Raw genomic sequence first — 22,299 nt, forward strand, 5'->3', positions numbered from 1 at the left:
ACCCCTTTCACGTTATCTTAATATGCCATTTTAGCGTAATTCATCGTCAGTTGGAAGCGTCTTCTGTCGTTGTTCGCGAATTAAATAGCTGAAAGAGCTGTTGAAGTGCGGCATGTTGCGGATTAGCCGCCCGATACATCGCATAAATCACCCGTAAGTCTTCGGGAACCGTCACCGGAATTTTGACCAGGTCAAACGCGGCTAAATAAAGGGTATCTGCTACCAGCCCCACCGCCAGAGATGATTGCACCATCCCCGCAATTGAGAGTTCATCGGGATAAGCCGCCCGTAGTTTTAGCTGCGAAGCGACGCCCTGCCGTTGTAATGTCCGCTGAACCTTTTGCCCAATTAATAGCTCTGGTGAATAGGTTAATACGGGATAGTCGGTTAGGTCAGCTAAATCTAACTGACGACGATTCGCTAGCGGATGCGTTGGCGCCACAATAACAATAAAGGGTTGCTTAAGCAGTGGCTGGTAGTGCATACCTGCCTCGCGCGTATCTGCGGCCGCAATCCCCAAATCAAACGTCTTAGCCGCTAGTCCCGACTGGACTTGTTCAGTGGTCACACTATGTAGTTCAAAAGTCACTTGCTGCGGATGAGCTTGTTCAAATTCATGCAAAACTTGGGGCAAAAAAGTCCCAATAACTGTGGGAATACAACCAACTCGTAGCTTAATCGGTTGCTGACTATTGGTCGCTATCACCTGGGCTACGCCATCATCTAACGTCTGTAAGCTCTGTTGAACGACCAACAACAGTTGCTGTCCTGTGCTAGTCAACACAATATGCCGACCTTGCTTCACAAATAAGGTTAATTTGAGTTCGGCTTCTAGCTTATGAATGGCCGTTGTCAGACTGGGCTGACTCACGTGTAATTCCCGGGCTGCTCGCGTATAGCTCTCCAATCGACCCACACATTCAAAGTAACGTAATTGATTTAAGTTCATGACGACCTCCTCGTTCTATTATTCACAATCTATAGTCGGTCGCTATAGATCCACTAAAAATCGGTATTGGTATTCTCTCAACTTCCAGCCTATCATAAAAATCATAGAAAACGTTTTCTAAATTTTGCACTTATCCCTAGTTAGGCGGTGTTTCATATGGAAGCAACTCATGTCCCCACAGTCTCCGGTCATCGGCGGCTCATCTTTACCGCAGCTTTTATCATTATCTTTTGTTGTTCAGCCTCCGCTGCTTTCTCTGTTTTTGCCGATACATTGGTCAAGGCAACGCGTGCCACGGCCTCGCAAGTTGCCCTGACGTTAACCCTTTATCAATTCTTTATGGCGGCCTTTGGCATCATCTCCGGTCGGGTCATTGACCATGCATCGCCGAAACGGTTGATGTACGTTGGTGGCTTTATCTTCGGTCTCGGCTGGTTCTTGGGCGCATTCGCCCACAATATCTGGTTTTTATACTTTGCTATTGGGCTACTCGCTGGTAGCGGCAATGGTCTGCTCTATAACCCGGCATTACTGACGACTCTCAAATGGTTCCCAGAAAAACGGGGCACCATCTCCGGACTATTACTTGGTGCCGCTTCGCTAGGTCCGCTGGTCTTAGCGAAAGTGGGGGCTTGGCTCTGTGCTACGATGGGCGCCAACGGCCTGATGCCGATTGGTGCCGCCTACCTGATCTTAATCTGGCTAGTTGGCTGGCTGATGGCCTCACCAACAGCACCGACATCAACGACTGCAACTCCCGTCACAACTGGCAAATCACCCAAGGAAATGATGGGTTCACTTAATTTTTGGTTGCTACTACTTCTCTTCGCAATCGCCTGCACGGCCGGAATCATGCTAATTGGCTCGCTATCATCAATCGCCCAGATTCAACTGCAACTGACCCCCATCGTGGCCGCTAACTTTGTCGTCGTCAATACCCTAGCTAATTTCTTTGGCCGGATGATTACGGGTCGGGCTGTGGATAAGCTCGGCGAAACCCGTACCCTACTGGTGATTCTTACCTTAACGATCATCGGGCTGGCTGGGTTACGTTTTGCTACCAGCATTGCCATGTTTACCATTTTCCTGATTATTCTTGGTGCCTCATTTGGCGGCGTGCTGGTGGTTTTCCCCACTTTAACGGGGAAAACATTCGGTCAAAAATTTTCTGGTACGAACTACGGCATCATGTTCTTCGGCTATGCCATTGGTGCCTTGATTGGTCCACAGATTGCCACCTTATCTATGAATCAGGCGGCTGAAACCCAGGCCTATAATGGGTCTTACCTTGTCGCAATTGGCGTGGCAGTTATCGGGATCTTAATTGACTTATACTTAATTCACCAAGGCATCGGTCGCCATACAACGGCGACAGATTAATCGTTAGGAGGAATATTTTATGGAAATTGATGGTCATACCAAATTAGTCGGGCTAATCGCCCACCCCGCGGGACATTCACAATCCCCCGCCATGCACAACTTAGCTTTTGCTCAGGCCAAGATTAACGCCCGCTTTTTAGCCTTCGATGTTGCCAATTCCCAACTGCCCGCTGCTATTGCTGCCATTCGGGCCTTTAACATGTTGGGGGCCAGCGTATCCATGCCCTATAAACAGGCCGTGATCCCCCTGCTTGACCACCTCGACCACACGGCTGAATTGGTTGGCGCAGTCAATACTATTGTTAATCACGACGGCGAATTGACCGGCTATACCACTGACGGGCTTGGTTTCGTCGATGCTTTAGCGGACGATGGCGTCCAATTAACTGGCAAAACAATGACGCTGGCCGGGGTTGGTGGGGCCGGAACACCCATCGCCATTCAAGCCGCCCTTTCCGGCTTGAAGACCTTAAACGTCTTCAACATTAACGACCCTTCGGTTAAAAACGCCCAGCAAATTGTCCAAATCATTAATGACCAAACAGCCTGTCACGCAACCTTCTATCCGTTAGAGGATCGCGACCAGTTCCAAGCAGCTATCGCGACTAGTGATGTTTATACAGATGCCACTGGCCTCGGGATGGGCAAATTAGTCGATCAATCGTTAGTAACTGACCCCACTTGGTTTCATACCAACATGACTGTCTTTGATACGGTCTACGCACCCAGTGTGACTAAACTCATGACAATCGCCCAACAGGCCGGGGTCGCGCATGTTATTAACGGTCAAGGAATGTTACTCAATCAAGGAGCCGCCGCATTTAAGTTGTGGACGGGACAGTCAATGCCGTTGGCTCCCGTTAAAGCTGCTATCTTTTAAAGGAGCGTGTTATGATGTCAGATTGGTTAGGATTAAAGGATAAGGTCTGTGTTGTTACCGGAGCCGTTGGTGGTATGGGCGTCCAAATTTGTCAGGCTTTGGCCGCCCAGCAAGCGACCGTGGTAGCTCTTGATATGGATCAGGCTAAGGTTGCCGACCTGGTCACGCAATTGATTAACGAAGAACACATTGCTGGGTTGGCTGTCAGTTGCGATGTCACCAAAGAAACCAGCGTTCAACATGCCGTGGATCAGGTCAAGGATACATTTGGTCATGTGGATGTCGTCATCAACACCGCTGGCATTTTAAAATTCGATCCACTAGAAAACCTTGATTACGCAACATGGAAACAGGTACTCGACGTTAATTTGAACGGCTATTACTTAGTTACCCATGAATTCGGTAAGCTAATGATTACCCAAAAACACGGAACCTTCGTCCATATCTCGACCGTTGCCAGCGATATCCCCGAAACCTATAGCGGCGCTTACAGTACCAGCAAAGCGGGGGTCAATATGCTGTCCAAGCAAGTCGCAGCAGAATGGGGAATGTTTGGCATTCGGAGCAACGTCTTAGAACCTTGTCTGGTTAAGACGCCAATGTCGGCCGCCTTTTATGCCGACCCACAAGTTGAAAACGGTCGTAAGACCTTGACCGCTAGCAAACGCATCGGCACAACAACGGATATCGCCAACGCCGTTCTCTTCTTGGCTAGCGACCGCTCAAGTTACATCAACGCTACTGGTCTCGTGATCGATGGCGGCTTCAGCGTCATGATGCAAAATCAAATTCCTAAGCCCGGTGGTCGCCGCGGTTTCGCTGAAACGCATTAGTCATATAACGTTGAGCTGTTAAATCGTCTTGTCAGTTAAGCCACTCTGGTGTAAGCTAACGCTAAGTCATCAAGGAGGCGGCATCTATGGACGTAAAGACCTATTGGCAACACTTTAAAGCCCATCACCCAGAAATCACCACCGATCATTATGACGCCTATGCTTTTGGCAGTTCAGACGCAACCGCTGATTTGCTAGCGCACCTCGTCAAGATTGGACAAAAAACCGCAACCACTTCAGCAGTCGAGTTGTATGAAGCCGATGAACCCTTTCCGTTCGTTGGCGAATACAATATCATCTTAGATGCGCAAGGAAACCCGGTCTGTGTCACGCAAACTAAGGTCACCGAAACGGTGCCTTTCGACCAGGTCAGTCAGGAACACGCCTACCATGAAGGCGAAGACGATCGCACGTTAAACACTTGGCGCAAAGAGCATCGCGCCTTCTTCACCCGTGAATACCAGGTGGCTGGACAAACATTTAACGACCAAATTCCCTGCTTCTGTGAGGTCTTTGAAGTGGTACGATAACTCTCAGTTAGAAAAAATAAAAGCTAGGTTCAACCAAAAAGTGGTTGAACCTAGCTTTTTTTGACAACTTATGACTTGGTCGACTGACGACCATCACGCAACATGGCGGCAAAAATCCAACCAACTACGGCGACCGCCAAGAATGTCAGGAAAACCGCCTGATACCCAGCCAGACTCGCTGCCGTTCGCGACATTCTCGGCAAATGACTACTGGTGACCAGTGCCAAAACAAGCGTTGCCACCGCCACACCAGTTGACCCTAAAATTTGTCGCACAGTGGTAATCACTGCGGTTCCATGTGAGATTAACTGATCTGGTAGCGAGTTGGCGCCTAGCGTCACTGCTGGCATCATCACGAAGGCATTGCCCCCTTCAATTAATGCCGCAATCACCATCATGGCAACCAGTGATTGCCGCCCACCGACTAAGACTAACCATAACCACCCCAAGACAATCATGGTCATCCCGGTTAGCATGGTCGCCTTAAACCCAATGCGATCGGCTAACTTGCCAGTTAAGGGATTCAGCAAGCTCAAAACCACGGCCCCAGGAACTAAGGCCATCCCCGAAGCAAATGGCGAAATTCCCAAAACCTCTTGATAATACAATGGGAAAATGATTGTCACCACAATTAACGCAATATAAGACGTTCCCGTCAGTAATACGGCAAGATCAAAGTTAACGGTCTTGAGCACCCGTAAATCCAATAGCGGCGTTGCCACGTGAAATTGTCGCCAAACAAAGTACGCCACCGCCAATAAACTGACGATAAGTAGGCCGCTCATCCAGCCCCAATTGACAGCCGTTTTACCAATTTGGTTTACCACATACAACAACCCGATAAACCCGACGCTACTTAGAACCGACCAGTAGTCTAAATGGGCCTTGTGTTGGGGCATCACATTCTTAATCGTCTTGAGGGCCACTAGAAAGACCACCGTAACAACTAACATAAAGACCACGAATAACCCTTGCCAACTGGTGTACTTCAACACAATGCCGGAGATAATCGGCCCCACGGCTAATGCGGACCCCATGACTAGACCTGCCATGCCCATAACACTCCCCCGCTGGGTTTCTGGAGTGATGCGCAACATGACCGTTTGATAGGACGGAAACATGATTCCCACGGCCATGGCTTCCATCACCCGCCCGACCATCATCAAGGGAAAACTGGTGGCTAGGTAAATAATAAAGGTCCCCACATCGAATAAGGCCAAAACACTAACAAATAAAATGGGAAACTGAATGTTATTTAAGAGCCACGGACTAACGGGCATCATGACCACCATGACTAACATAAAGCCAGTCGTCAGCCACTGCACCGTAGATGCTGGAATATTAAAATACTGCATCAACGTTGGGTATGCCGTTGACAGTGATGATTGACTAATCGACATGGTAAAGGTTCCCGCCAGTAACGTCCAAATAAAGGCTAGGTGGCTATACGGCCGCCCTTGTAAATCAACTGCTTCTTCCATCACAACCCACTCCCTTATGCCACTTTAGAAATATTCTTAACTAGAGTTTAGTTTAGTCCATTTTTCTTGGCCTGTAAACCATCCCGCAAGCACAATGACATAATCCGGTTACTTCTGGTTTAATCTTTGGTACAATGAACCTAGTTAACGAATACACCGTTAGGAATCGAGGATAGATCATGGACTTAGTCAGCTACTTAACCGATGAAATTAGCTTTTTAACCGAACAAATGGATCGCGCGGAAAATGAGAAGGATAACGCCATGCATTTCTTATGCGATGCGCGCATCACCGAAGCCAAACGCGTCTTAGAGCAGGTTAATGCGGGAAAGATCACCAGTTTAAAAGCTTAAATCGTCAACGGGCCCAGGCAGCTTGCCGCGGTCCGTTTTTTACTTTTAAGATTTAACCACATCTATTCGCCGAAAGAGCAGAATTGGTGTACATTAGAACTAGTCAAAATTTTTGAGGAGGTAACACGTTGATAACCATTAAATCAGCACGTGAAATTGAAAAAATGGCAGCCTCAGGCGCTGTCTTAGCCGGTGTTCACAAGGGTTTACGAGACATTATTAAACCCGGTATCTCAAGTTGGGAAATCGAACGCTTCGCGAACAAATACATTGAAGAACACGGGGCAACCCCTTCAGAAAAGGGCTTTGAAGGCTACAAATATGCCACCTGCGTCAGCGTTAACGACGAAGTCGCCCACGCCATTCCTCGTAAGGAACTAATCTTAAAGAATGGCGATATCGTTAAAGTCGATATGACGGTCAACTTAGACGGGTTTGAAAGTGACTCATGTTGGACCTACGCGGTCGGCGATATCAGCCCCGAAGCAAAGCATTTAATGGACGTCACCAAAAAAGCCCTTTATCTGGGGATTGACCAAGCGGTGGTTGGTAACCGTATCGGTGATATTGGTCATGCCATTCAGGCCTACACAGAAGGTCAAGAACACATGGGTGACGTCCGGGAGCTGATTGGTCATGGTATTCAACCAACCATGCACGAACAGCCTAACGTCCCTAATTATGGAGAAGCTGGCCACGGCTTGCGTTTACGCGCCGGTATGACCATCACCATCGAACCCATGATTAACTTGGGAACTTGGGAAATCATCACCAAAGAAGTCGCTGATAAGTCTTGGAACTACTATGCCACGGCCGATGGCTCCTTATCTGCCCAGTATGAACACACGCTCGTCATCACGGACGATGGTCCTAAGATTTTGACTTCACAAGATCCTGAATTCGATAAAGACTACCTACTGTCGTAAAAAGGAGCGCCGACCATGCCATTGACCAACCACACGCCCGAAGATCGGGTACAGGATATTTTTGATCACATCGCACCACAATATGACCAAATGAATAGTGTCATTAGTCTCGGTACCCACCATTGGTGGCGTCAGCGGGTAATGCAGGCTATGACGTTACATGCTGGTGATTTTGCCTTAGACGTGTGTTGTGGTACCGGTGACTGGACCATTGCTTTGGCCCAAGCCGTTGGCCCGGCTGGACACGTTGTGGGGCTCGACTTTAGTGGTGTGATGCTACAACATGCTACCACTAAGGTTCGCCAAGCCCAGCTTGACGATCGGATTACCTTACGCCAGGGAGACGCCATGCAGTTACCCTACCCTGATAATTATTTCAATGTGGTCACGATTGGCTTCGGCTTGCGCAACGTTCCTGATGCCACTCAGGTGCTACGAGAAATGGCACGCGTGGTGAAGCCCGGTGGTCAGGTGGTTTGCCTTGAAACCTCCCAACCAACTAATCCACTGGTCCACGCCGGTTGGCAGGTTTACTTTGGCCATGTCGTTCCTTTAATGGGTCGGCTAGCCCACCACTACCAAGCCTATAATTACCTGCAATCATCCACGCACCACTTCGTTTCCGCAAAAGAACTCAGCCGGTTATTCACGGCTGCTGGTTTAACTCAAGTTCATTACGACTTATTTAATCTGGGAGCCGCGGCCGTCCACTGGGGACGAAAACCATATTAAACTTACTTCTAATGAAAACAGCGACATCAGAATTTTTCTGATATCGCTGTTTTCATTAGTTGCATCTGCTGTGGGTCATGTGGCTCCTCACTGACGCCTGTCAAACGTCGCTGTCGGCACGACTGGTTGAAATCAGCTATAGCCACGAGTAATGACCAACACGAAAATATCAATGTTCACAAACAGTGCGATTAAAGAAGCTAAAATAAAAAATGGAATTATTCTAATCGGGTTTAAAGGTTAACCAACGCGATCGACCACGCCACACACCACAGTAGCCCGGCGGGAAGCGACAAATGGGCTCAGTACCGTCGTTATCCTTGGCGCGCGTTTTTAGCGCGCTTAGGATAAGACCGAGCTTTAAGACAAGCGAGTTACTTGGCTTAAAGTCGTGTCCGGTACGTTCCAGCCCATTTTCCGCGACCAAAGGGCGGACAATTGAGACTAAAAAGTAATTGCTTTAGCCGCCCTAACCTAGTGGGACAGACGATTTCATTAGCCGTTACCTATGCCCCCGCATTGAAAGCCGCAATCTGGGCTAGTAGTTTTGTGTTGCGGTTCAAACGAGCGAACGCCGCCGCATCCTGAATGTCTTGCGTAATCTGGGCAGTTGCGCCATTGGTCTGCCGATAATTGCGCGCTCGTTGATACAAAATCCGTGCCAAATAATACGTCACATGGTAGTCCTTACAGATTTCGACGCCATAGCTAAGTAGATCGTTACTACGTGCCACCTCACCCGTTTCGCCAAGGAACTGGCCAGTGTAATAGATAATGTTCAGCGTTCGCCAGATATTGTGGCGGTTTTTAAAAGTGGTCTGGTGAATTTGGCTAGCGCCCTTATTAAAGTAAAAGGTCGCTGCATCCAGATCCCCTTCTTGACTGTAGGCCAGTCCCATTCCCGTATAAGCCAGCAGCGTGTACATTGAATGATGACCTTCGTCCAAGCGATTTAAAATTTGGGAAAAATCGTAGAGCGCATCCGCAATAGTGCCGCCACTCAATGCGGTCACATATCCTCGGATAAAGTAAAAACGGAGTTGAAATGTCGAGGTTCCCTTCGTGGGATCACCCAATTTGGCCAAGTTGGCTCTTACCTGATCGTACTCCTCAACCAGTAGCTGAAACTCGGCTTCCTCTAGCGTCCGCGACCGCACCGAATCTTCATCATGATTCAACGGAAATAGGTCATTGAGCGTCAATTCCAAACGATCACATAGTTGCAGTAAAATTTTGAGTGATGGCACCTTGCCGTTACGCTCAAACTTACTTAGCGTTGCCTGCGTACAGATTCCAGTAGCTAATTGGTTTTGTGATAGGTGAAGCCGTTTACGCGTTTCAATGAAAATATCAATATTCATGAAGTCAGCCATCCCTTAAACATTATCGGCCTATTATAACAAATTTCGTGAGACTAATGGGGCATTTGCCAGCCATGATTTTCTCGATCCCAATCCCGTTTCCGACTATCAGAAACAAACGGATTCCCCGCAACAGTATAACGGAGTGGCTTGTCCTGCCAACTCCCAGCACTGACCCCTACTCGTGAGGTAGCCATAACCTGACGTGGGTGCCGCGTAACCGTTGGCGTAATCGTTAGATTCTGTGCACCCAACGGTGTCCGATTCAACGCTTTAGATTGTAAACCTAAGGCCGCCGTTAATTTTCCCGGCCCATTGGTCAGATCAGGTAACGGTTTATCTCGGTGGGTCTGCATCAACTCAATCCCGCGGTTCGGTTCAATCCCCCGAATTAAGATTCCTTGGGGAATACCATTCGCTTGGGTTGCCACATCTAACATGTAATAGCCCCGTAAGACATAAATGTAGATGGTCCCAGGATCATCGTACAGTGCCGCATTTGCGGCCGTATACCGGCCATTAAACGCATGCGCCGCGGTATCCTGTTCTCCCAAATAAGCTTCTGCTTCTACAATCCAGCCGCTCATGATTCCAGCTGGTGTTTGATAAATTAATTCATGCCCCAACAACTCTTGTGTAATTTGTTCAGTGGGCCGCCCGGTAAAAAAATCGGCTAATAAAGACATTGTCGCAGTCGCTCGCTTTCTTTTAGACTATGGTACACTAACCGTATGGAGATGATTTTAAATGGCAATTAAGTGTGAACGAATCTACACGAAACCTGCTGACTTAACTGGATTTCGCGTGCTAGTTGATCGATTATGGCCACGGGGCATCTCAAAAGTTAATGCCCAACTTGATACTTGGGAGAAAGCGATTGGTCCGAGCACCGACCTACGGAAATGGTTTAATCACGACCCCGAAAGGTTTGCCGCATTTCAGACCAAGTATCGCGCTGAGTTACAAGCTAACCCAGCACTTCCGGATTTCTTGAAGGTCATCGCAACCCAAGTCGCCAAACAAGACGTCATCCTTCTCTTTGGGGCCAAGGACGAGACTCATAACCAAGCAATTGTGCTTAAAGACTTTTTGAAGACCCAATTGGCTGGGAAAGTACCCGCCGAACGGTTACAAGACTAAGCTCCTGAGTACTCGTCAGCTGTGCGGTGACGCCTGGAAGTGGCTGCGAATTGATTCCAATCGTTAAGCACCCCGCTGCCCGTGCGGCTTGAACTCCCGTCACGGTATCTTCAAAGGCCACACACCGTTCAGGCGGCAATCCTAAGAGACCGGCGGCCGCAAGGTAAACATCCGGCGCTGGCTTACTGGCTTTAAGACTCCCCGCCGGAACAATGTGCGTGAAATAATCCGTTAAGCCGAGGTGGGCAATCTCTGCTGGCGCATTCGTGGAGGCGGACGCTAACGCCATCGGATACCCAGCAGCCACAATTTCATCCAAAAAAGCGGTCACACCCGGCAAGCGGTTAGCTGGTGTCAGCTCAGCCACGTACTGTTTGTACAAAGCATTCTCATGATCGGTCAGTGACTGACGCTGTGCCACCGTAAATGCCGTCTGTTGCTTTCCCGCTGCCAAGATGGTCTCTAGCGAATCCGCCCGACTCATTCCGGGTAGGACCGCTGTCAAATGGTCGGTCCACGGGATATGCAACTCATCAGCAATTGCTCGCCATGAGGCTAAATGATATTGCCAAGAGTCAGCAATAACCCCATGTAAATCGAATAGAAAACCCTGAACGACTGGCTGTTTCATCGACGTCTCCTCCTTTTGAAAGCGTTTCATTTAGCTTACATTATACACCAAATGACCCACTGACCAAACGAGTTGGTCGCATCAAAAAGGCTCCGTGAAATCCATTTAGATTTCGCGGAGCCACTTTTTGCAACCCTAACGAATGACAATGACCGAAACGTCGGCCTTTTTAGTCAACCGCAAGCCAATGGCACCTGGATGACCATGACTCGCAAAGTCCACGTCAGCACCACACACAATCAAATCTGGTTGGAAATCTGGGACAATCTTTTGCAAGATCACATCATCCACATCGCCGCCCTCAGCAATGATTGGTCGAACATGCTCAACCCCAAATGCCTCGGCCTTCGCCGCATATTCTTGGACAATTGTTTTGAGATGCTCCCGCTTTTCATTTAACTTAGCCGGCATCAATGATTCATAAATACTAATATCATTACTTTCTAAAACTGACGCAATACCCAAGTGGGCCTGGTAATCATGCGCCAACGTCAAAGCAAACCGGAATGCCCGGCTGGTTGACGGTCGGTCGTCTTCATCAATCGTAATCAAAATCCGGCGAAAGACTAATGGACTATCACTTTCATCTGCCATAAATTAAATTCCCTCCATCTGGATGATTCGGCTTAATTGTATCATATCTCATTTGAAAATTGGGACACAAAAGGCCGGTTAAACCGGCCTTTTTTTACCGCGATTCATGATTAATTAGCATGGTCGGGTGATAAAATCATCGGTCCACGCACTGCCCGGGGTAATTCAACTGTAATCCGGCGAATAACCACCGGTTGAGGAACCACCACTGGTACTGGCTTGGGCTTTGCCGCTAACATGTGCCAGATGGAATGTAGTAACAGTAAGCAGACTACCATGAGTGGGAAGCCCGCAATCGTTGAAACCGTCTGGACTGTCTTGAAGCCACCGACCATCACAATACCGAAGGAGAAGAAGATGAACACAACCACCCAAATCATTCGATTCCAACGACTTGGTTCTTGCCCGTCATCCAAATGTAAGCTGGTGAAGGAAGAAACAATGAACGCTGAAGATGAAATGGTTGTAGCCAAGAAAATAAAGCAAGAGATACAATACAAGGCTAAGATAATCATCTTAAATGGCAAGGTCGCAATGACTGTTGCCACAACGGCAGCTTGGCCCTGTGTATTTAAGATATGTACCAGGTTGACGGCACCTGTCCGTTGTAACCACAGTGAGTAGCCACCAAAGATGGCATAAAAACTCATGCAGCCCAAAGCTCCGTAAGTTAACATTCCTACTAAAACCTGACGGATGGTCCGCCCTTTAGAAATTCGGGCGATGAACAATCCCATAACTGGCATGTATGACAACCACCAGCCCCAATAAAAGATGGTTTCTTGTTGGGCAGTACTCCCGCCGCCACCATTAGGCAAGGTGTTCGTTGACATTGAAACAAACTTTTGAGCCATCAAGCCCAAGCTATTCGTTTCTGAATTTAAAATATAAATAGTGGGTCCTAAGACCAAGATAATGGCTAATAAGCCCAGTGCAGTCCAAATATGGGCAGAGCTTAGCCGGTTAATTCCACCGTTTAAGCCATGGAATACTGTGACTGCAAATAAAATAAAGAGAATCACGAAGAGTTCAATCTTTAGCATTAAATTATCTTGAACACCGGTAAGTCGGCTTAGCACCTTAGAGATAATCGGAATTTCCATTCCGACAGATGAGCCAATCCCGCCCATGATCCCAAAGACCACGAGGAAGTCAATGACATGGCGTGCCACAACTTTTCCTTTGCTATCGCCTTGCAGACTAGTAATTGCCGCACTGACACGTTGAACCTTCCCATGCTTCACATATAACACATAGGCAATCGCAATGGTTGCTGGCGCAAACATCATCCACGCCATCGGCCCCCAATTAAATTGGCCCAACATGTGAGCAGAGCTATACGCCGCACTCGAAAATGGCTTGGCGCCAAAAGCGGGGTGCTGCACATATCGCAACGGATCAACAATCGACAGCATCAAGATACTGGCATCAATCGCCGTGGCGAACACCATGCTTCCCCACTGAAAGTTACTGTAGTGGGGCTTGTCATCGGGATCGCCCAATTTCACTTTACCAAACTTACCAAATGCCAAATACATAAAAAATAAAAAGTTGACGACGTACACCATCAGATAAGCCCACGACATGTTCGTATCGATCCAGTTCAGTAATGAACTCAAAGTGGTCTGTAATTGACTACCACCAAAAATAAAGATAGCTGACGCGAGAATAAATAACACGATGGTTGGCACGAATACTAACTTATCAATATTTTTACGCGCTAAAATAAATAATCCTCCTCATTTGTTTCCTGAAAGTCAAACTTTCAGCGGATGAATCGCGGCGCAGACGGTACAAAAAAAGCGCAGTTCCAGGGTCGTTAGCCGAGCCACCTGTACAGCGCATTACCGTTAAATACAAATTGCCTGCGAAATCTTTTAAAGCGATATCCATGTCTTATTATACGCAGGCTCATCAATTAGTAAAATCTTGCTCATGGATAAGTTTTTTCTATTGAAAATAAACCGGTTACATAGCCAGTTATCATAGGAATCTAAGAATTCAATGAGAATTTGTCATTTCCCGCAGAACGTCCAGTTTCAAGTCAAATTATTCATCACTAATCGCAACTTTTTAAATGACCATTGCCAAGTTAATGACCCAATTGATCCGGCCATTGCTGACGTGCTTGTGCGTTACCCATTTCACTGTTATCAATTTCTTTAATCACTCGAGCTGGATTACCCGCAATCACCACATTATCCCCAAAGGACTTCGTTACAACCGAACCAGCGCCTACAACCACGTTGTTCCCTAACGTCACGCCAGGTAAAATGGTCACGCGACCCCCTAGCCAAGCATTATCCCCAATTGTGATTGGGGCACCCATTTCGACATCCGCATTGCGGGCCATCGCGTTCAAAGGGTGAACTGGCGTATATAAGCCAATGTTGGGGCCAAAGTAACAGTGACTACCAATCGTAATCGGACAAGTATCCAAGAACGTCATATCGTAATTACCATAAAAATGATCACCGATGTGAATATTCCAGCCGTAATCAAACGTAAAACTGGCCTCCACAAAGAAATCTGGACCAACATCTGGTAATAATTGACGGTAAGCCGCCATACGAGCATCGTTATCTGCCAGTTGATTAGCCGTTTGCAACGTTTTTCGGGCCAAGACGCGCCGGTTGATCAGTTCTGGATCAAATTGATTATATGGTTGCCCAGCCGTCATTTTTTCCCGTTCTGTTGTCATTTATCAATCACTCCTCTGTAATCATCATACCACTTTGCTTTTGTGGACAAAAAAAGTGACGGAACAAGCCCGTCACAACATCCCTAATTAATCTGATTGGTAATAGTTGCCGTTTCCAGCGGTGGCGTCATGGGTTGTTCACGTAAAATCCACGTAATCCCGTAAGCGTCCACGATTTGCCCCATCTTGCCCCCAACTGTTTGCCCAGTAAAGGGGCTAATAACCTTCACATCTGATTTGACTAGCCTTTGATAGAGCGCGGCCAATGCCTTAACGCTGTCGCTGTCATTCTCATCCACCGCCAGCATCAGTGAGATTAGTGTCGAAGATGTGGGTTGCCCCATTAAGGCGTCGGCACATTGAATATCCAATCCCATGATCCGAAAACCGCCGCGCATTGTCATCTTTTCTAAATCTACCGTGGGTTCTAGGCCAAACCGTTCCGCTTCAGCCGCGGTTGGGCTAACACGGTAAACATCGGTTGCACCAAAGACGGACTGATAATACACGATCGCCTCTTTGGCATTTTCAAATTCCAAATATGGAATTAACTTTGCTTGCATCGTTGGTACCCCATTCGCATACTAAATTTTTGAAACTCGCCTGATTCTCTAAAAGTTGAATCAGTACCCCCACGAGACAACACCGCATTTAATCTCTAGTCGCTATTATACCCTTAATTATCGTCAAGTGGTAGATCTTGCAAGCTCCGGGCAATGTCTGCAACTGACTGATCCGAGTATTGATGACGGCCGGCCGCCGACTTTCCCGTTGGTTCGTCAACCGTCATTTGGTCCATCGTCTGGTTCAATAAATGATCGACAAAGACATTACCTTGATTCGTAGCGTGCCCCTTAGTCCATTGGTAACTTAACTGTGAAAACTGGGGGAGCAGTCGATCAACGTCTTGCCACAACTCTGCATTAGCTAATGGTCCCGCACTCCGCCGCCAGCCACGCCGTTTCCAACCAGCCAACCAGCCCTGTGTGACCGCATTGAGGACGTACCGTGAATCTAAAATAAATTGAATTGATTCCTGTGTCTTTTCTAATGCAACTAGCCGCTGTAAGGCATTGCGAAAGGCCATAATTTCCATTCGGTTATTGCTAGCCCCAAATTCACCAGCAGATCCCGTCACTACTTGGTCGGGTAGTTCAATGCGGTAAGCCCAAGCGGCCTTATCTCCGGTTTTCACGTGACCGCCAGCCACGTTTCCCGTATTCCGGGAACCACCATCGGTATAGACTGTAATCGTTGCCGCTGTCACAGTAGTCGTTGCACCGACTGACTGGGCTGGCTTGGAACGCTGAGTCGTACTCTGCCCGTTCATGAAGGCCTCTGCCTCGGCTTGGGTGGTAAAGCTCTTATATTGGGCGCCAGAAAAACCACTAACTTGACGTTGGGTTTCCGGCCAAGTCCGATAGATTCCTGGCTTCTTTCCTTTTCTGACTGCATAGTATTTTTGTGCCACTTATACCCCTGCTTTCAACTTAATCTAAATTAGTTTACCATATTTTAAAGTTAATACTGGCCCATTTTTCATTACACATTTTATGAACTCGATGCCAATCGCGTCACTGAGTCTCCCAGTTTTTTCAAAAAAATTAAATTATCTAGAAATTCTGCCATTTCAAGGGGTAAATTGTTTCCATAACTTTTCGATTATGCTAACCTAGAAGGTGTGGATTATTGACCGGAAAACATCATTATGACCATTTTTTTCAATTTTTAGAGGGGGTTTTTCATGAAGAATCCGATTCAAGCAACCATCATAACCGTCGATCAAGCCCGGGCCATGCTAAAGGACCAGCGCGACCAACGCGACGAACGTTTTCCGCAACTAGCCAGTTCCGGTCAGTACATCTTACCAGACTATCGGCTAACCCGTAAGCGTGAGGCCTTTAAGATTCGTCGCCATACGTTCTTGAAGAAGCATTTCCGCTCCTACGTTGCCTTTGATTCTGACAACGGCCAGACGCTGTGGATTCATAACTTTCCCAGTCTTTCTGAGGCCTGTTTTTGGTTGAACACTGGGTTAAAACCCAACGATACTGATTCAACCAGTACCTATCAGGAATGGAAAACCGAACATATGGCCGAGATTGATGTTTTAAAAGAACAACTACGAACCCAGCATCATGAACACAAAAAGCCAGTTGCTGCGGCTAAGCCGGTTAGTGTAACGGCCGTCAAGAAGGTCAAGCACGCTAAAAAGAAGAGTTAAAAATAATGAGCCAGAGATTATAATCTCTGACTCATTTTTATGATTAATTCAAATGTAAGTGCACTTGCTTGGGATCAGTATTGACGATTACTCGACCCTGATGAATGGAATAAAGCACTTCTGACCGTTGGTTTAAGGCATTGTAGAAGTTGTCATTGTTCATCACAACTAAGTTGGCGGGCTTGCCGACCGTTAAACCATAATGGTCCGTCACGTGCATGGCCTTGGCACCGTGAGTGGTCACGAATTGATAGGAATTTAAGATATCATCATAACCCATCATCTGTGTCACGTGAATCCCCATGTGTAAGGCATCCAGCATATTACCATCACCCATTGGGTACCAAGGGTCCTTAATATCGTCCTCACCAAAGGCCACATTGACGCCGGCCTCATTCAATTCCTTAACCCGCGTTAAGCCCCGACGCTTAGGATACGTATCAAACCGACCACCCAAATGCGTGTTAATCAACGGATTAGAAATCATATTGATGTGAGACATTTGCAACAACCGCATCAGCTTGTAAGCGTAGGCGTTGTTGTAAGACCCCATGGCAGTGGTATGACTGGCAGTCACTTGATCGCCTAGTCCCGTTTCCAAGGCCAAAGTCGCCAATGTTTCCAAGCCCCGTGAGGCTGGATCATCAATTTCATCACAGTGGGCATCGACTAATTTGCCATACTTTTGCGCCAATTCAACCGCAAAATGTAGGGACGCTACACTGTACTCTCGCGTAAACTCAAAATGCGGAATGGCGCCAATCACATCAACGCCGAGTTTCGCAGCCTGCTCCATCAATTCCCTACCATGTGGAAATGATAAAATTCCCTCTTGCGGGAAAGCCACTAACTGAAGTTCGATAAAATCTTTAACCTCATCACGAACCTCGATTAAAGCCTTCAAGGCTGTCAAGTTGGGGTCGGTCACATCAACATGTGACCGAACAAACTGAACCCCATGAGAAGCTTGTAGCTCCAATGCTTGGCGTGCGCGAGTCTTAACGTCTTCAATACTCAACGTCTTCTTACGTTCTGACCAAATCCGAATACCATCAAATAATGTCCCGGACTGGTTCCATTCTGGGTCCCCTGCCGTCATGGTACTATCTAAATGGACGTGCGGATCAACGAATGGTGGCAAAATCAATTTACCCGTTGCATCGATCACCTGTTCATGATCTTGCGGCGTTAAATGATCGGCAATCGCCGTAAATTTGCCATCTTCAATCCGAATATCCTGTGGCTGCGTTGCATTTTCAATGAGCCCTTGTTGAATTAACATGCGCGTTAACCTACCTCCTGTAAGCTTCACTAAGAATAAAATCCTGGTATCGTTAGTCCCAGTAACAACAGAGTGCTGTCGGTGATCACGCCAGCAATGACGGCTATTGCCGCCACCGTCGCCGGTACCAGACACCACCAGGGTCCCCGCCGCGCTGAATGAACGATCCCTACTAAGCTTATCACAGTTAAGCCCAATCCGAACGCTAAAGTCAACGGTTCAGACGGAATGACCCGATAAATTTGGTCAAGACACCCGACTAACGCCACCCAACTTGCCACACCACCGAAGATACTCCACCCAATTACCGCCCAGCCTGCTTTCACGTTGCTCCCCCCAGTCTCTTTACTAGCGACTATACCACGATTAGACAGGTTCTGGTAAATTGACCGGTTCAATTAACGTGGTTATGGTGGCCTGATAAAGTTCCCTAACTGCCATCATAAATATCTTTGTACTCGCTCCATCAACACTTTTTATGAGACCTATGCTATGCTGAGGCTATCTAAATTTTATCTGGGAGGCCCTTTACTCATGACAAACGAATATCCTCAAGCGCTCACCATCGCGGGTTCTGATAGCGATGGTAGTGCTGGCATGCAAGCCGATTTGCACACCTTCTTTGCACGGCAAGTCTACGGTACATCAGTCATTACCGCCTGTGTCGCTGGTAACTCTTACGGCATTCACGCCAGCGTCGCCATGCCCAGCGACTTCATCGACCAAGAATTTGCTGACCTAGCGACTGATTATCACATTCGGGCGGCCAAGACTGGCATGTTGGCCGACTCGACGCTAATTAAAACCGTTGTCAAAAACTATCGGGCGGCCGACTTTGGTCCCCTAGTCGTTGATCCCGTGATCATGACCAAGCATGGCAACCAACTGCTAGAAGAAAGTGCCTTTACCACACTTCGCCAAGAGCTGCTCCCCCTCGCAACGGTACTCACCCCCAACTTCTATGAAGTACAAAAGATTGCCGAAATGTCGATTCATTCCGATCAAGATATGATGGTGGCTGCTAAAAAAATGCAGAAAATGGGGGCCAAAAATATTGTTGCCAAAGGCCGTCACAACCAAACCAATCAGACCACAGTTCGTGATTACATTTTGCTAGAAACCGGCGAAGATTTTTGGCTGAGCGAACCTTATCACCCAACCGACCGAGTCAACGGGACGGGAGACTCCTTATCTGCCTGCATTACGGCCGAGCTTGCCAAGGGCACGCCCATGAAGCGCGCAATTGAAATTGCGAAACAATTTGTCAACACCGCCATTGGTCAGCCCATCGAAGTTGGTCATAAATTTGGTCCCATTAATCACTGGGCTGCCCAGAAACGCAATTTCTAGTAAGGCTTCGGTTAAACAACATTAAATTATCTGCTAAAAGTGGCGGTCGAAGATAACGGCCGCCACTTTTGATACTTTTATCAATAAGTTCAACTAAGTCTAATTCTACCAGCGATCGGGGCGCCACGTACGCCCATCAATTTCCCCTTCCAATTGTTCCTGACGCCGACCTTGCTCTTGAACGAGCCGGCTGAGTGCCAACCAAAAAGCGCGATCGGTGAATTGCGACTGGCGCACTGCTAAGTCTTCAATCTGTTCGCGTAACCATTGCGATTGTTCAGTCATCTTCTTGCTCCTTAATCAAACCTAAGGTGTCTGTAAGGGCTTCTAAGTCCGTTTGCTGCTGCTCAAATGCCGTTAGAATCAGTTGCCCAGCCTGTTGCTGTTCTAGCGGCAACCGTTCAATCATGGCTGGTAAATGTTGGGCAAACCACGCCTGCTTATTTTGCAAACTATCCGGTTGCGTTTGCGTCAGATAGCGCTGGTAATCGACAACCAGTTGTAGCTTTGCTGGTTCATCTAAGTAAGCAAACTGGTGAATGGCAAAAGTTGGTAACCACTTCATCCTTGCCCGGTTAGCTACAGCGGCTAACGGTGCCAAGGCCGCATCTAACGTAATCTGCTCAGCCCCGCCGCGTTGAAACGCCTTGGCCGGCATTCCAGTGGTTACGACTATTCCGAGTTCCTTACCAGCCAAGGGATAACGATGATCGCCGTACACAAAGGTCCGCGTTAGTACCGTATCTTCCCACTGCTTCAATCCGGCCGGTGCGGCATACCAGTATAACGGGAATTGTAAAATGATTCGGTCCGCTTGACGCAACTGCGCCTGTTCTTTTTCAATATCTATGGTCGCTTGACTCTCGATGTGTTCCCACAGTACCTCATCACTGTTGATACTAGCCTTTAAAAATTGTTGACTAGTCGAATCTGCTAAGTGTGGGTGCGATACTAAGACTAACGTGGTCACGTTAACACACTCCTTTTTTGGTTAAAATTGTCCTTTCTACTGTAGCATACTCAGCCCGCAGACGGCAGAAATTGGCATGCGTCTAATCATAAATTCAACAAAAAAGGCGTCAGCATCACTGCTAACGCCACCCTTATGTCGCAAGAGAGATTCGAACCCTCGACCTACGGTTTAGAAGACCGTTGCTCTATCCAGCTGAGCTATTGCGACCTCATCTGGTCTAAGACCAAGAACTCTTTAATTATAGAGAAGCAGTGAGAACGTGTCAATCACAGATATTGTTCAGTTGACACCCTTTAGTGCTTCCAGTACAGTTAAGCTACTATCATAAAGGAGGGTTTCCCTTGGGAATCGTTCATATTGCCGCAGAAATTGTCGTCTTTTTTGCTGCCATTAGTTTAATCTATTATTTTTTCCAAATCACTCAGGCATTGGGTGAACGTAAGCAAAATATTAAGTATCTAATTATTGCCGCTGTGGTTCTGCTTATCGCCTACCCCGTCTCCAACCTGTCTGGCAAGAAGACCGTTAGTCCGACTAACCAAGTCTCCAATCAAGTCCGCAAGGCACAGAAAAAGCACCAGCAAAAGAAAGAATCCGCCAAAAAAGCGTCCGAGTCTAAGGCATCTCAGTCTGTCACTCATCAAAGCAGCTCTAAATAACCCTCAAAAATTATCAAGAATTTCTAATAATTTGAGCATTCGTCTTGCAATCTGTTTGTAACATTAGGATAATATATCTGTAACCTAATGTTAACGGGGGGAATTGCTATGTATGCAGTCATTGCCATTTTAATGATTATTTTAATTGCGGGTGTGAGTCAACTTTACTTAGATAATCGCGATGCCTTTCGTAAAAAGAGCAAGCATCTGGCAACCGGTGATAAATTCCATGATGAATCTAATCGCCGATTAAGTTAACTTTTGGTGAACGCTTAGCCACGGCTAGGCGTTTTTCTTTTGCACAAAAATAGGCCAAGGCATCTACCCTGACCTCCGATAATCCAATTACGCTTCATATTTCCCGACAACCGGCAACTTAGCCAGCACTTTACGTCCATGGGGTGACTTCCCATCAATAACTGCCGTTAATTCTTGACCAGCTAAATTACCATGATGCTTGCCACCAGCCCAAGCTTCCACGCCCGTAACATCGTAGACAACACCGTCCACTGCTACATAAGCGGGTTGCCCCTGTTGCCCATCATACTTTGCTAACGTTGCTTGATTAAATACTCGTTCACTCACATCAGCCACCACCTTAAATATTTATCTTAATAATAAGCTGACTGGTGCCGGAACACAACTAATTCATCTTTCAAGTGATAAATAAGCTGCCATTATTTACCACTACGCTAATCTTGGTCGACACCAAAATTACCTAATACCTCGTTATAAGACACGATGTATTGCCGGTTGACCCATCCCTTTAAGTGGTGGTTATCTTCTGAAACAACCAAATAGTATTTGTCACTTTTTCCCTCTCCTCCAATGACTTTCCTGACAAACACTAAGGGTCAACCTTGTACTTTTAACGAACGACTAAGCATTAATTAAAATCTACGACATACAAAAAACCCACCATCCGAAGATGGTGGGTTTTTATAACGACTCAAGTTGGACTAAAAATTAGTCAACAACTGATACGTTAGCAGCTTGTGGGCCACGGTCGCCTTGTTCTACATCAAGGGATACGTGTTGGCCTTCTTCAAGAGTCTTGAAGCCTTCACTGTTGATAGCAGAGAAGTGAACGAAAACGTCTGAGCCGTTTTCCAAAGTGATGAAGCCGTAACCTTTATCAGCGTTGAACCATTTAACAGTACCTTGTTCCATAAGAATGAAACCTCCATGCGCATAGCGCAATAATATTTGCATTTGAAAGCTGGGGTAAAAAGGAGCCATTCTTAAAGAACGTCGAGCCTTTAAAACTTCCGAACCATAAATACATTAACCATAGGATAACAGGTATTTCGCAGAATAGCA

The 22,299-nt window shown here is 47.1% G+C and carries 28 protein-coding genes and 1 tRNA gene; 12 read left to right on the plus strand and 17 right to left on the minus strand.

Annotated elements, in window-relative coordinates:
• Window positions 1–46: 46 nt before the first annotated feature.
• Window positions 47–949 carry a LysR family transcriptional regulator gene (locus FC61_RS05165; RefSeq protein ID WP_021741740.1) on the minus strand — a complete coding sequence of 301 codons (903 nt, stop codon included), beginning with the start codon at window positions 947–949 and terminating at the stop codon, window positions 47–49.
• A 156-nt stretch (window positions 950–1,105) separates the two neighbouring features.
• On the opposite strand from FC61_RS05165, the gene FC61_RS05170 reads away from it, so the two are divergent.
• The 4 genes from FC61_RS05170 to FC61_RS05185 all read left to right on the plus strand — a co-directional run bounded on the left by FC61_RS05170 (window position 1,106) and on the right by FC61_RS05185 (window position 4,572).
• Window positions 1,106–2,329 (plus strand): MFS transporter, encoded by a 1,224-nt coding sequence (locus FC61_RS05170; RefSeq protein ID WP_021741739.1) that lies wholly within the window; start codon window positions 1,106–1,108, stop codon window positions 2,327–2,329.
• 19 nt (window positions 2,330–2,348) lie between these two features.
• Window positions 2,349–3,209, plus strand: coding sequence for a shikimate dehydrogenase (locus tag FC61_RS05175; RefSeq protein WP_042516718.1), 861 nt, complete (start codon window positions 2,349–2,351; stop codon window positions 3,207–3,209).
• A gap of 14 nt (window positions 3,210–3,223) precedes the next feature.
• The gene (locus tag FC61_RS05180; RefSeq protein WP_035464462.1) at window positions 3,224–4,042 is read left to right on the plus strand and encodes an SDR family NAD(P)-dependent oxidoreductase; all 819 of its coding nucleotides are present in this window, start codon (window positions 3,224–3,226) and stop codon (window positions 4,040–4,042) included.
• Between the two features lie 86 nt (window positions 4,043–4,128).
• On the plus strand, window positions 4,129–4,572 hold the full coding sequence (locus FC61_RS05185) for an ASCH domain-containing protein (RefSeq protein ID WP_021741633.1): 444 nt from the start codon (window positions 4,129–4,131) through the stop codon (window positions 4,570–4,572).
• Window positions 4,573–4,640: 68 nt separating this feature from the next.
• Here the strand turns inward: FC61_RS05185 and FC61_RS05190 are convergent, their stop codons facing one another.
• Window positions 4,641–6,053, minus strand: coding sequence for an MFS transporter (locus tag FC61_RS05190; RefSeq protein ID WP_011668598.1), 1,413 nt, complete (start codon window positions 6,051–6,053; stop codon window positions 4,641–4,643).
• 179 nt (window positions 6,054–6,232) lie between these two features.
• On the opposite strand from FC61_RS05190, the gene FC61_RS12465 reads away from it, so the two are divergent.
• The 3 genes from FC61_RS12465 (at window position 6,233) to FC61_RS05200 (ending at window position 8,064) form a co-directional block, all read left to right on the plus strand.
• Window positions 6,233–6,406: a hypothetical protein gene (locus FC61_RS12465; protein ID WP_011668599.1), complete on the plus strand. Its 174-nt coding sequence runs from the start codon at window positions 6,233–6,235 to the stop codon at window positions 6,404–6,406.
• Window positions 6,407–6,534: 128 nt separating this feature from the next.
• Window positions 6,535–7,332: a type I methionyl aminopeptidase gene (map, locus tag FC61_RS05195; RefSeq protein WP_011668600.1), complete on the plus strand. Its 798-nt coding sequence runs from the start codon at window positions 6,535–6,537 to the stop codon at window positions 7,330–7,332.
• Window positions 7,333–7,347: 15 nt separating this feature from the next.
• A complete protein-coding gene (locus tag FC61_RS05200; RefSeq protein WP_021742422.1) occupies window positions 7,348–8,064 on the plus strand; it encodes a demethylmenaquinone methyltransferase in 717 nt (238 codons plus the stop codon).
• 506 nt (window positions 8,065–8,570) lie between these two features.
• Here the strand turns inward: FC61_RS05200 and FC61_RS05205 are convergent.
• Both FC61_RS05205 and FC61_RS05210 read right to left on the minus strand, forming a co-directional pair.
• Window positions 8,571–9,425 carry a helix-turn-helix domain-containing protein gene (locus FC61_RS05205; RefSeq protein ID WP_035464999.1) on the minus strand — a complete coding sequence of 285 codons (855 nt, stop codon included), beginning with the start codon at window positions 9,423–9,425 and terminating at the stop codon, window positions 8,571–8,573.
• Window positions 9,426–9,478: 53 nt separating this feature from the next.
• Window positions 9,479–10,111 (minus strand): DNA-3-methyladenine glycosylase, encoded by a 633-nt coding sequence (locus tag FC61_RS05210; protein WP_015474233.1) that lies wholly within the window; start codon window positions 10,109–10,111, stop codon window positions 9,479–9,481.
• A 61-nt stretch (window positions 10,112–10,172) separates the two neighbouring features.
• Here FC61_RS05210 and FC61_RS05215 point away from each other — a divergent pair, with 61 nt between their 5' ends.
• Window positions 10,173–10,565, plus strand: coding sequence for a DUF488 domain-containing protein (locus FC61_RS05215; protein ID WP_015474234.1), 393 nt, complete (start codon window positions 10,173–10,175; stop codon window positions 10,563–10,565).
• On the opposite strand, the gene FC61_RS05220 is transcribed toward FC61_RS05215, so the two are convergent.
• The 6 genes from FC61_RS05220 to FC61_RS05245 all read right to left on the minus strand — a co-directional run bounded on the left by FC61_RS05220 (window position 10,504) and on the right by FC61_RS05245 (window position 15,962).
• Window positions 10,504–11,196 carry a beta-phosphoglucomutase family hydrolase gene (locus FC61_RS05220; protein ID WP_035465000.1) on the minus strand — a complete coding sequence of 231 codons (693 nt, stop codon included), beginning with the start codon at window positions 11,194–11,196 and terminating at the stop codon, window positions 10,504–10,506. The two genes, FC61_RS05215 and FC61_RS05220, sit on opposite strands and share 62 nt — an antisense overlap.
• A 135-nt stretch (window positions 11,197–11,331) precedes the next feature.
• Entirely contained in the window at window positions 11,332–11,790 is a 459-nt protein-coding gene (locus FC61_RS05225; RefSeq protein WP_021742650.1) for a universal stress protein, read from the minus strand.
• A 110-nt stretch (window positions 11,791–11,900) separates the two neighbouring features.
• Window positions 11,901–13,481 carry a BCCT family transporter gene (locus FC61_RS05230; protein ID WP_011668608.1) on the minus strand — a complete coding sequence of 527 codons (1,581 nt, stop codon included), beginning with the start codon at window positions 13,479–13,481 and terminating at the stop codon, window positions 11,901–11,903.
• Between the two features lie 401 nt (window positions 13,482–13,882).
• Complete coding sequence (locus tag FC61_RS05235) at window positions 13,883–14,491, minus strand: sugar O-acetyltransferase (RefSeq protein WP_021742651.1); 609 nt, start codon at window positions 14,489–14,491, stop codon at window positions 13,883–13,885.
• A gap of 83 nt (window positions 14,492–14,574) precedes the next feature.
• A complete protein-coding gene (locus tag FC61_RS05240) occupies window positions 14,575–15,054 on the minus strand; it encodes a VOC family protein (protein WP_021742652.1) in 480 nt (159 codons plus the stop codon).
• Window positions 15,055–15,167: 113 nt separating this feature from the next.
• Complete coding sequence (locus tag FC61_RS05245; RefSeq protein ID WP_021742653.1) at window positions 15,168–15,962, minus strand: ribonuclease H family protein; 795 nt, start codon at window positions 15,960–15,962, stop codon at window positions 15,168–15,170.
• A gap of 273 nt (window positions 15,963–16,235) precedes the next feature.
• Here FC61_RS05245 and FC61_RS05250 point away from each other — a divergent pair, with 273 nt between their 5' ends.
• Window positions 16,236–16,715: a hypothetical protein gene (locus tag FC61_RS05250; RefSeq protein WP_011668612.1), complete on the plus strand. Its 480-nt coding sequence runs from the start codon at window positions 16,236–16,238 to the stop codon at window positions 16,713–16,715.
• Window positions 16,716–16,758: 43 nt separating this feature from the next.
• On the opposite strand, the gene codA is transcribed toward FC61_RS05250, so the two are convergent.
• Window positions 16,759–17,997, minus strand: a complete 1,239-nt coding sequence (gene codA, locus FC61_RS05255; RefSeq protein WP_021742654.1) for a cytosine deaminase — start codon at window positions 17,995–17,997, stop codon at window positions 16,759–16,761.
• Window positions 17,998–18,026: 29 nt separating this feature from the next.
• Window positions 18,027–18,323 (minus strand): hypothetical protein, encoded by a 297-nt coding sequence (locus FC61_RS05260; RefSeq protein ID WP_024526399.1) that lies wholly within the window; start codon window positions 18,321–18,323, stop codon window positions 18,027–18,029.
• Between the two features lie 208 nt (window positions 18,324–18,531).
• Between FC61_RS05260 and thiD the strand changes: the two genes are divergently transcribed.
• Window positions 18,532–19,347 (plus strand): bifunctional hydroxymethylpyrimidine kinase/phosphomethylpyrimidine kinase, encoded by an 816-nt coding sequence (gene thiD / locus FC61_RS05265; protein WP_024526398.1) that lies wholly within the window; start codon window positions 18,532–18,534, stop codon window positions 19,345–19,347.
• Window positions 19,348–19,452: 105 nt separating this feature from the next.
• On the opposite strand, the gene FC61_RS05270 is transcribed toward thiD, so the two are convergent.
• The 3 genes from FC61_RS05270 to FC61_RS05280 all read right to left on the minus strand — a co-directional run bounded on the left by FC61_RS05270 (window position 19,453) and on the right by FC61_RS05280 (window position 20,527).
• Complete coding sequence (locus tag FC61_RS05270; RefSeq protein ID WP_011668616.1) at window positions 19,453–19,632, minus strand: hypothetical protein; 180 nt, start codon at window positions 19,630–19,632, stop codon at window positions 19,453–19,455.
• Window positions 19,625–20,317 carry an NAD(P)H-dependent oxidoreductase gene (locus FC61_RS05275; RefSeq protein WP_021742658.1) on the minus strand — a complete coding sequence of 231 codons (693 nt, stop codon included), beginning with the start codon at window positions 20,315–20,317 and terminating at the stop codon, window positions 19,625–19,627. The genes FC61_RS05270 and FC61_RS05275 overlap by 8 nt, the downstream gene beginning before the upstream one ends.
• A gap of 136 nt (window positions 20,318–20,453) precedes the next feature.
• A tRNA-Arg gene (locus FC61_RS05280) sits at window positions 20,454–20,527 on the minus strand.
• A gap of 134 nt (window positions 20,528–20,661) precedes the next feature.
• Between FC61_RS05280 and FC61_RS05285 the strand changes: the two genes are divergently transcribed.
• Window positions 20,662–20,979, plus strand: a complete 318-nt coding sequence (locus FC61_RS05285; RefSeq protein ID WP_035465003.1) for a hypothetical protein — start codon at window positions 20,662–20,664, stop codon at window positions 20,977–20,979.
• 108 nt (window positions 20,980–21,087) lie between these two features.
• Entirely contained in the window at window positions 21,088–21,237 is a 150-nt protein-coding gene (locus FC61_RS12470; protein WP_011668619.1) for a hypothetical protein, read from the plus strand.
• Between the two features lie 87 nt (window positions 21,238–21,324).
• Here the strand turns inward: FC61_RS12470 and FC61_RS05290 are convergent, their stop codons facing one another.
• Window positions 21,325–21,564: a cytochrome b5 domain-containing protein gene (locus FC61_RS05290; protein WP_035465004.1), complete on the minus strand. Its 240-nt coding sequence runs from the start codon at window positions 21,562–21,564 to the stop codon at window positions 21,325–21,327.
• 381 nt (window positions 21,565–21,945) lie between these two features.
• Window positions 21,946–22,149, minus strand: coding sequence for a cold-shock protein (locus tag FC61_RS05295; protein ID WP_011668621.1), 204 nt, complete (start codon window positions 22,147–22,149; stop codon window positions 21,946–21,948).
• Between the last annotated feature and the right edge of the window lie 150 nt (window positions 22,150–22,299).

The sequence above is a fragment of the Levilactobacillus brevis ATCC 14869 = DSM 20054 genome (assembly GCF_001433855.1).
GTDB lineage: Bacteria > Bacillota > Bacilli > Lactobacillales > Lactobacillaceae > Levilactobacillus > Levilactobacillus brevis.

Excerpts from the sequence above, each read along its gene's own strand:
- FC61_RS05270 (WP_011668616.1), bottom strand. The coding sequence starts at position 19,632 with ATGACTGAACAATCGCAATGGTTACGCGAACAGATTGAAGACTTAGCA.
- thiD (WP_024526398.1), top strand. The coding sequence starts at position 18,532 with ATGACAAACGAATATCCTCAAGCGCTCACCATCGCGGGTTCTGATAGC.
- FC61_RS05210 (WP_015474233.1), bottom strand. The coding sequence starts at position 10,111 with ATGTCTTTATTAGCCGATTTTTTTACCGGGCGGCCCACTGAACAAATT.
- FC61_RS05220 (WP_035465000.1), bottom strand. The coding sequence starts at position 11,196 with ATGAAACAGCCAGTCGTTCAGGGTTTTCTATTCGATTTACATGGGGTT.
- FC61_RS05295 (WP_011668621.1), bottom strand. The coding sequence starts at position 22,149 with ATGGAACAAGGTACTGTTAAATGGTTCAACGCTGATAAAGGTTACGGC.
- FC61_RS05185 (WP_021741633.1), top strand. The coding sequence starts at position 4,129 with ATGGACGTAAAGACCTATTGGCAACACTTTAAAGCCCATCACCCAGAA.
- FC61_RS05240 (WP_021742652.1), bottom strand. The coding sequence starts at position 15,054 with ATGCAAGCAAAGTTAATTCCATATTTGGAATTTGAAAATGCCAAAGAG.
- FC61_RS12465 (WP_011668599.1), top strand. The coding sequence starts at position 6,233 with ATGGACTTAGTCAGCTACTTAACCGATGAAATTAGCTTTTTAACCGAA.
- FC61_RS05215 (WP_015474234.1), top strand. The coding sequence starts at position 10,173 with ATGGCAATTAAGTGTGAACGAATCTACACGAAACCTGCTGACTTAACT.
- FC61_RS05180 (WP_035464462.1), top strand. The coding sequence starts at position 3,224 with ATGTCAGATTGGTTAGGATTAAAGGATAAGGTCTGTGTTGTTACCGGA.
- FC61_RS05165 (WP_021741740.1), bottom strand. The coding sequence starts at position 949 with ATGAACTTAAATCAATTACGTTACTTTGAATGTGTGGGTCGATTGGAG.
- FC61_RS12470 (WP_011668619.1), top strand. The coding sequence starts at position 21,088 with ATGTATGCAGTCATTGCCATTTTAATGATTATTTTAATTGCGGGTGTG.
- FC61_RS05170 (WP_021741739.1), top strand. The coding sequence starts at position 1,106 with ATGGAAGCAACTCATGTCCCCACAGTCTCCGGTCATCGGCGGCTCATC.
- FC61_RS05205 (WP_035464999.1), bottom strand. The coding sequence starts at position 9,425 with ATGAATATTGATATTTTCATTGAAACGCGTAAACGGCTTCACCTATCA.
- FC61_RS05225 (WP_021742650.1), bottom strand. The coding sequence starts at position 11,790 with ATGGCAGATGAAAGTGATAGTCCATTAGTCTTTCGCCGGATTTTGATT.
- codA (WP_021742654.1), bottom strand. The coding sequence starts at position 17,997 with ATGTTAATTCAACAAGGGCTCATTGAAAATGCAACGCAGCCACAGGAT.
- FC61_RS05175 (WP_042516718.1), top strand. The coding sequence starts at position 2,349 with ATGGAAATTGATGGTCATACCAAATTAGTCGGGCTAATCGCCCACCCC.
- FC61_RS05235 (WP_021742651.1), bottom strand. The coding sequence starts at position 14,491 with ATGACAACAGAACGGGAAAAAATGACGGCTGGGCAACCATATAATCAA.
- FC61_RS05200 (WP_021742422.1), top strand. The coding sequence starts at position 7,348 with ATGCCATTGACCAACCACACGCCCGAAGATCGGGTACAGGATATTTTT.
- FC61_RS05250 (WP_011668612.1), top strand. The coding sequence starts at position 16,236 with ATGAAGAATCCGATTCAAGCAACCATCATAACCGTCGATCAAGCCCGG.
- FC61_RS05190 (WP_011668598.1), bottom strand. The coding sequence starts at position 6,053 with ATGGAAGAAGCAGTTGATTTACAAGGGCGGCCGTATAGCCACCTAGCC.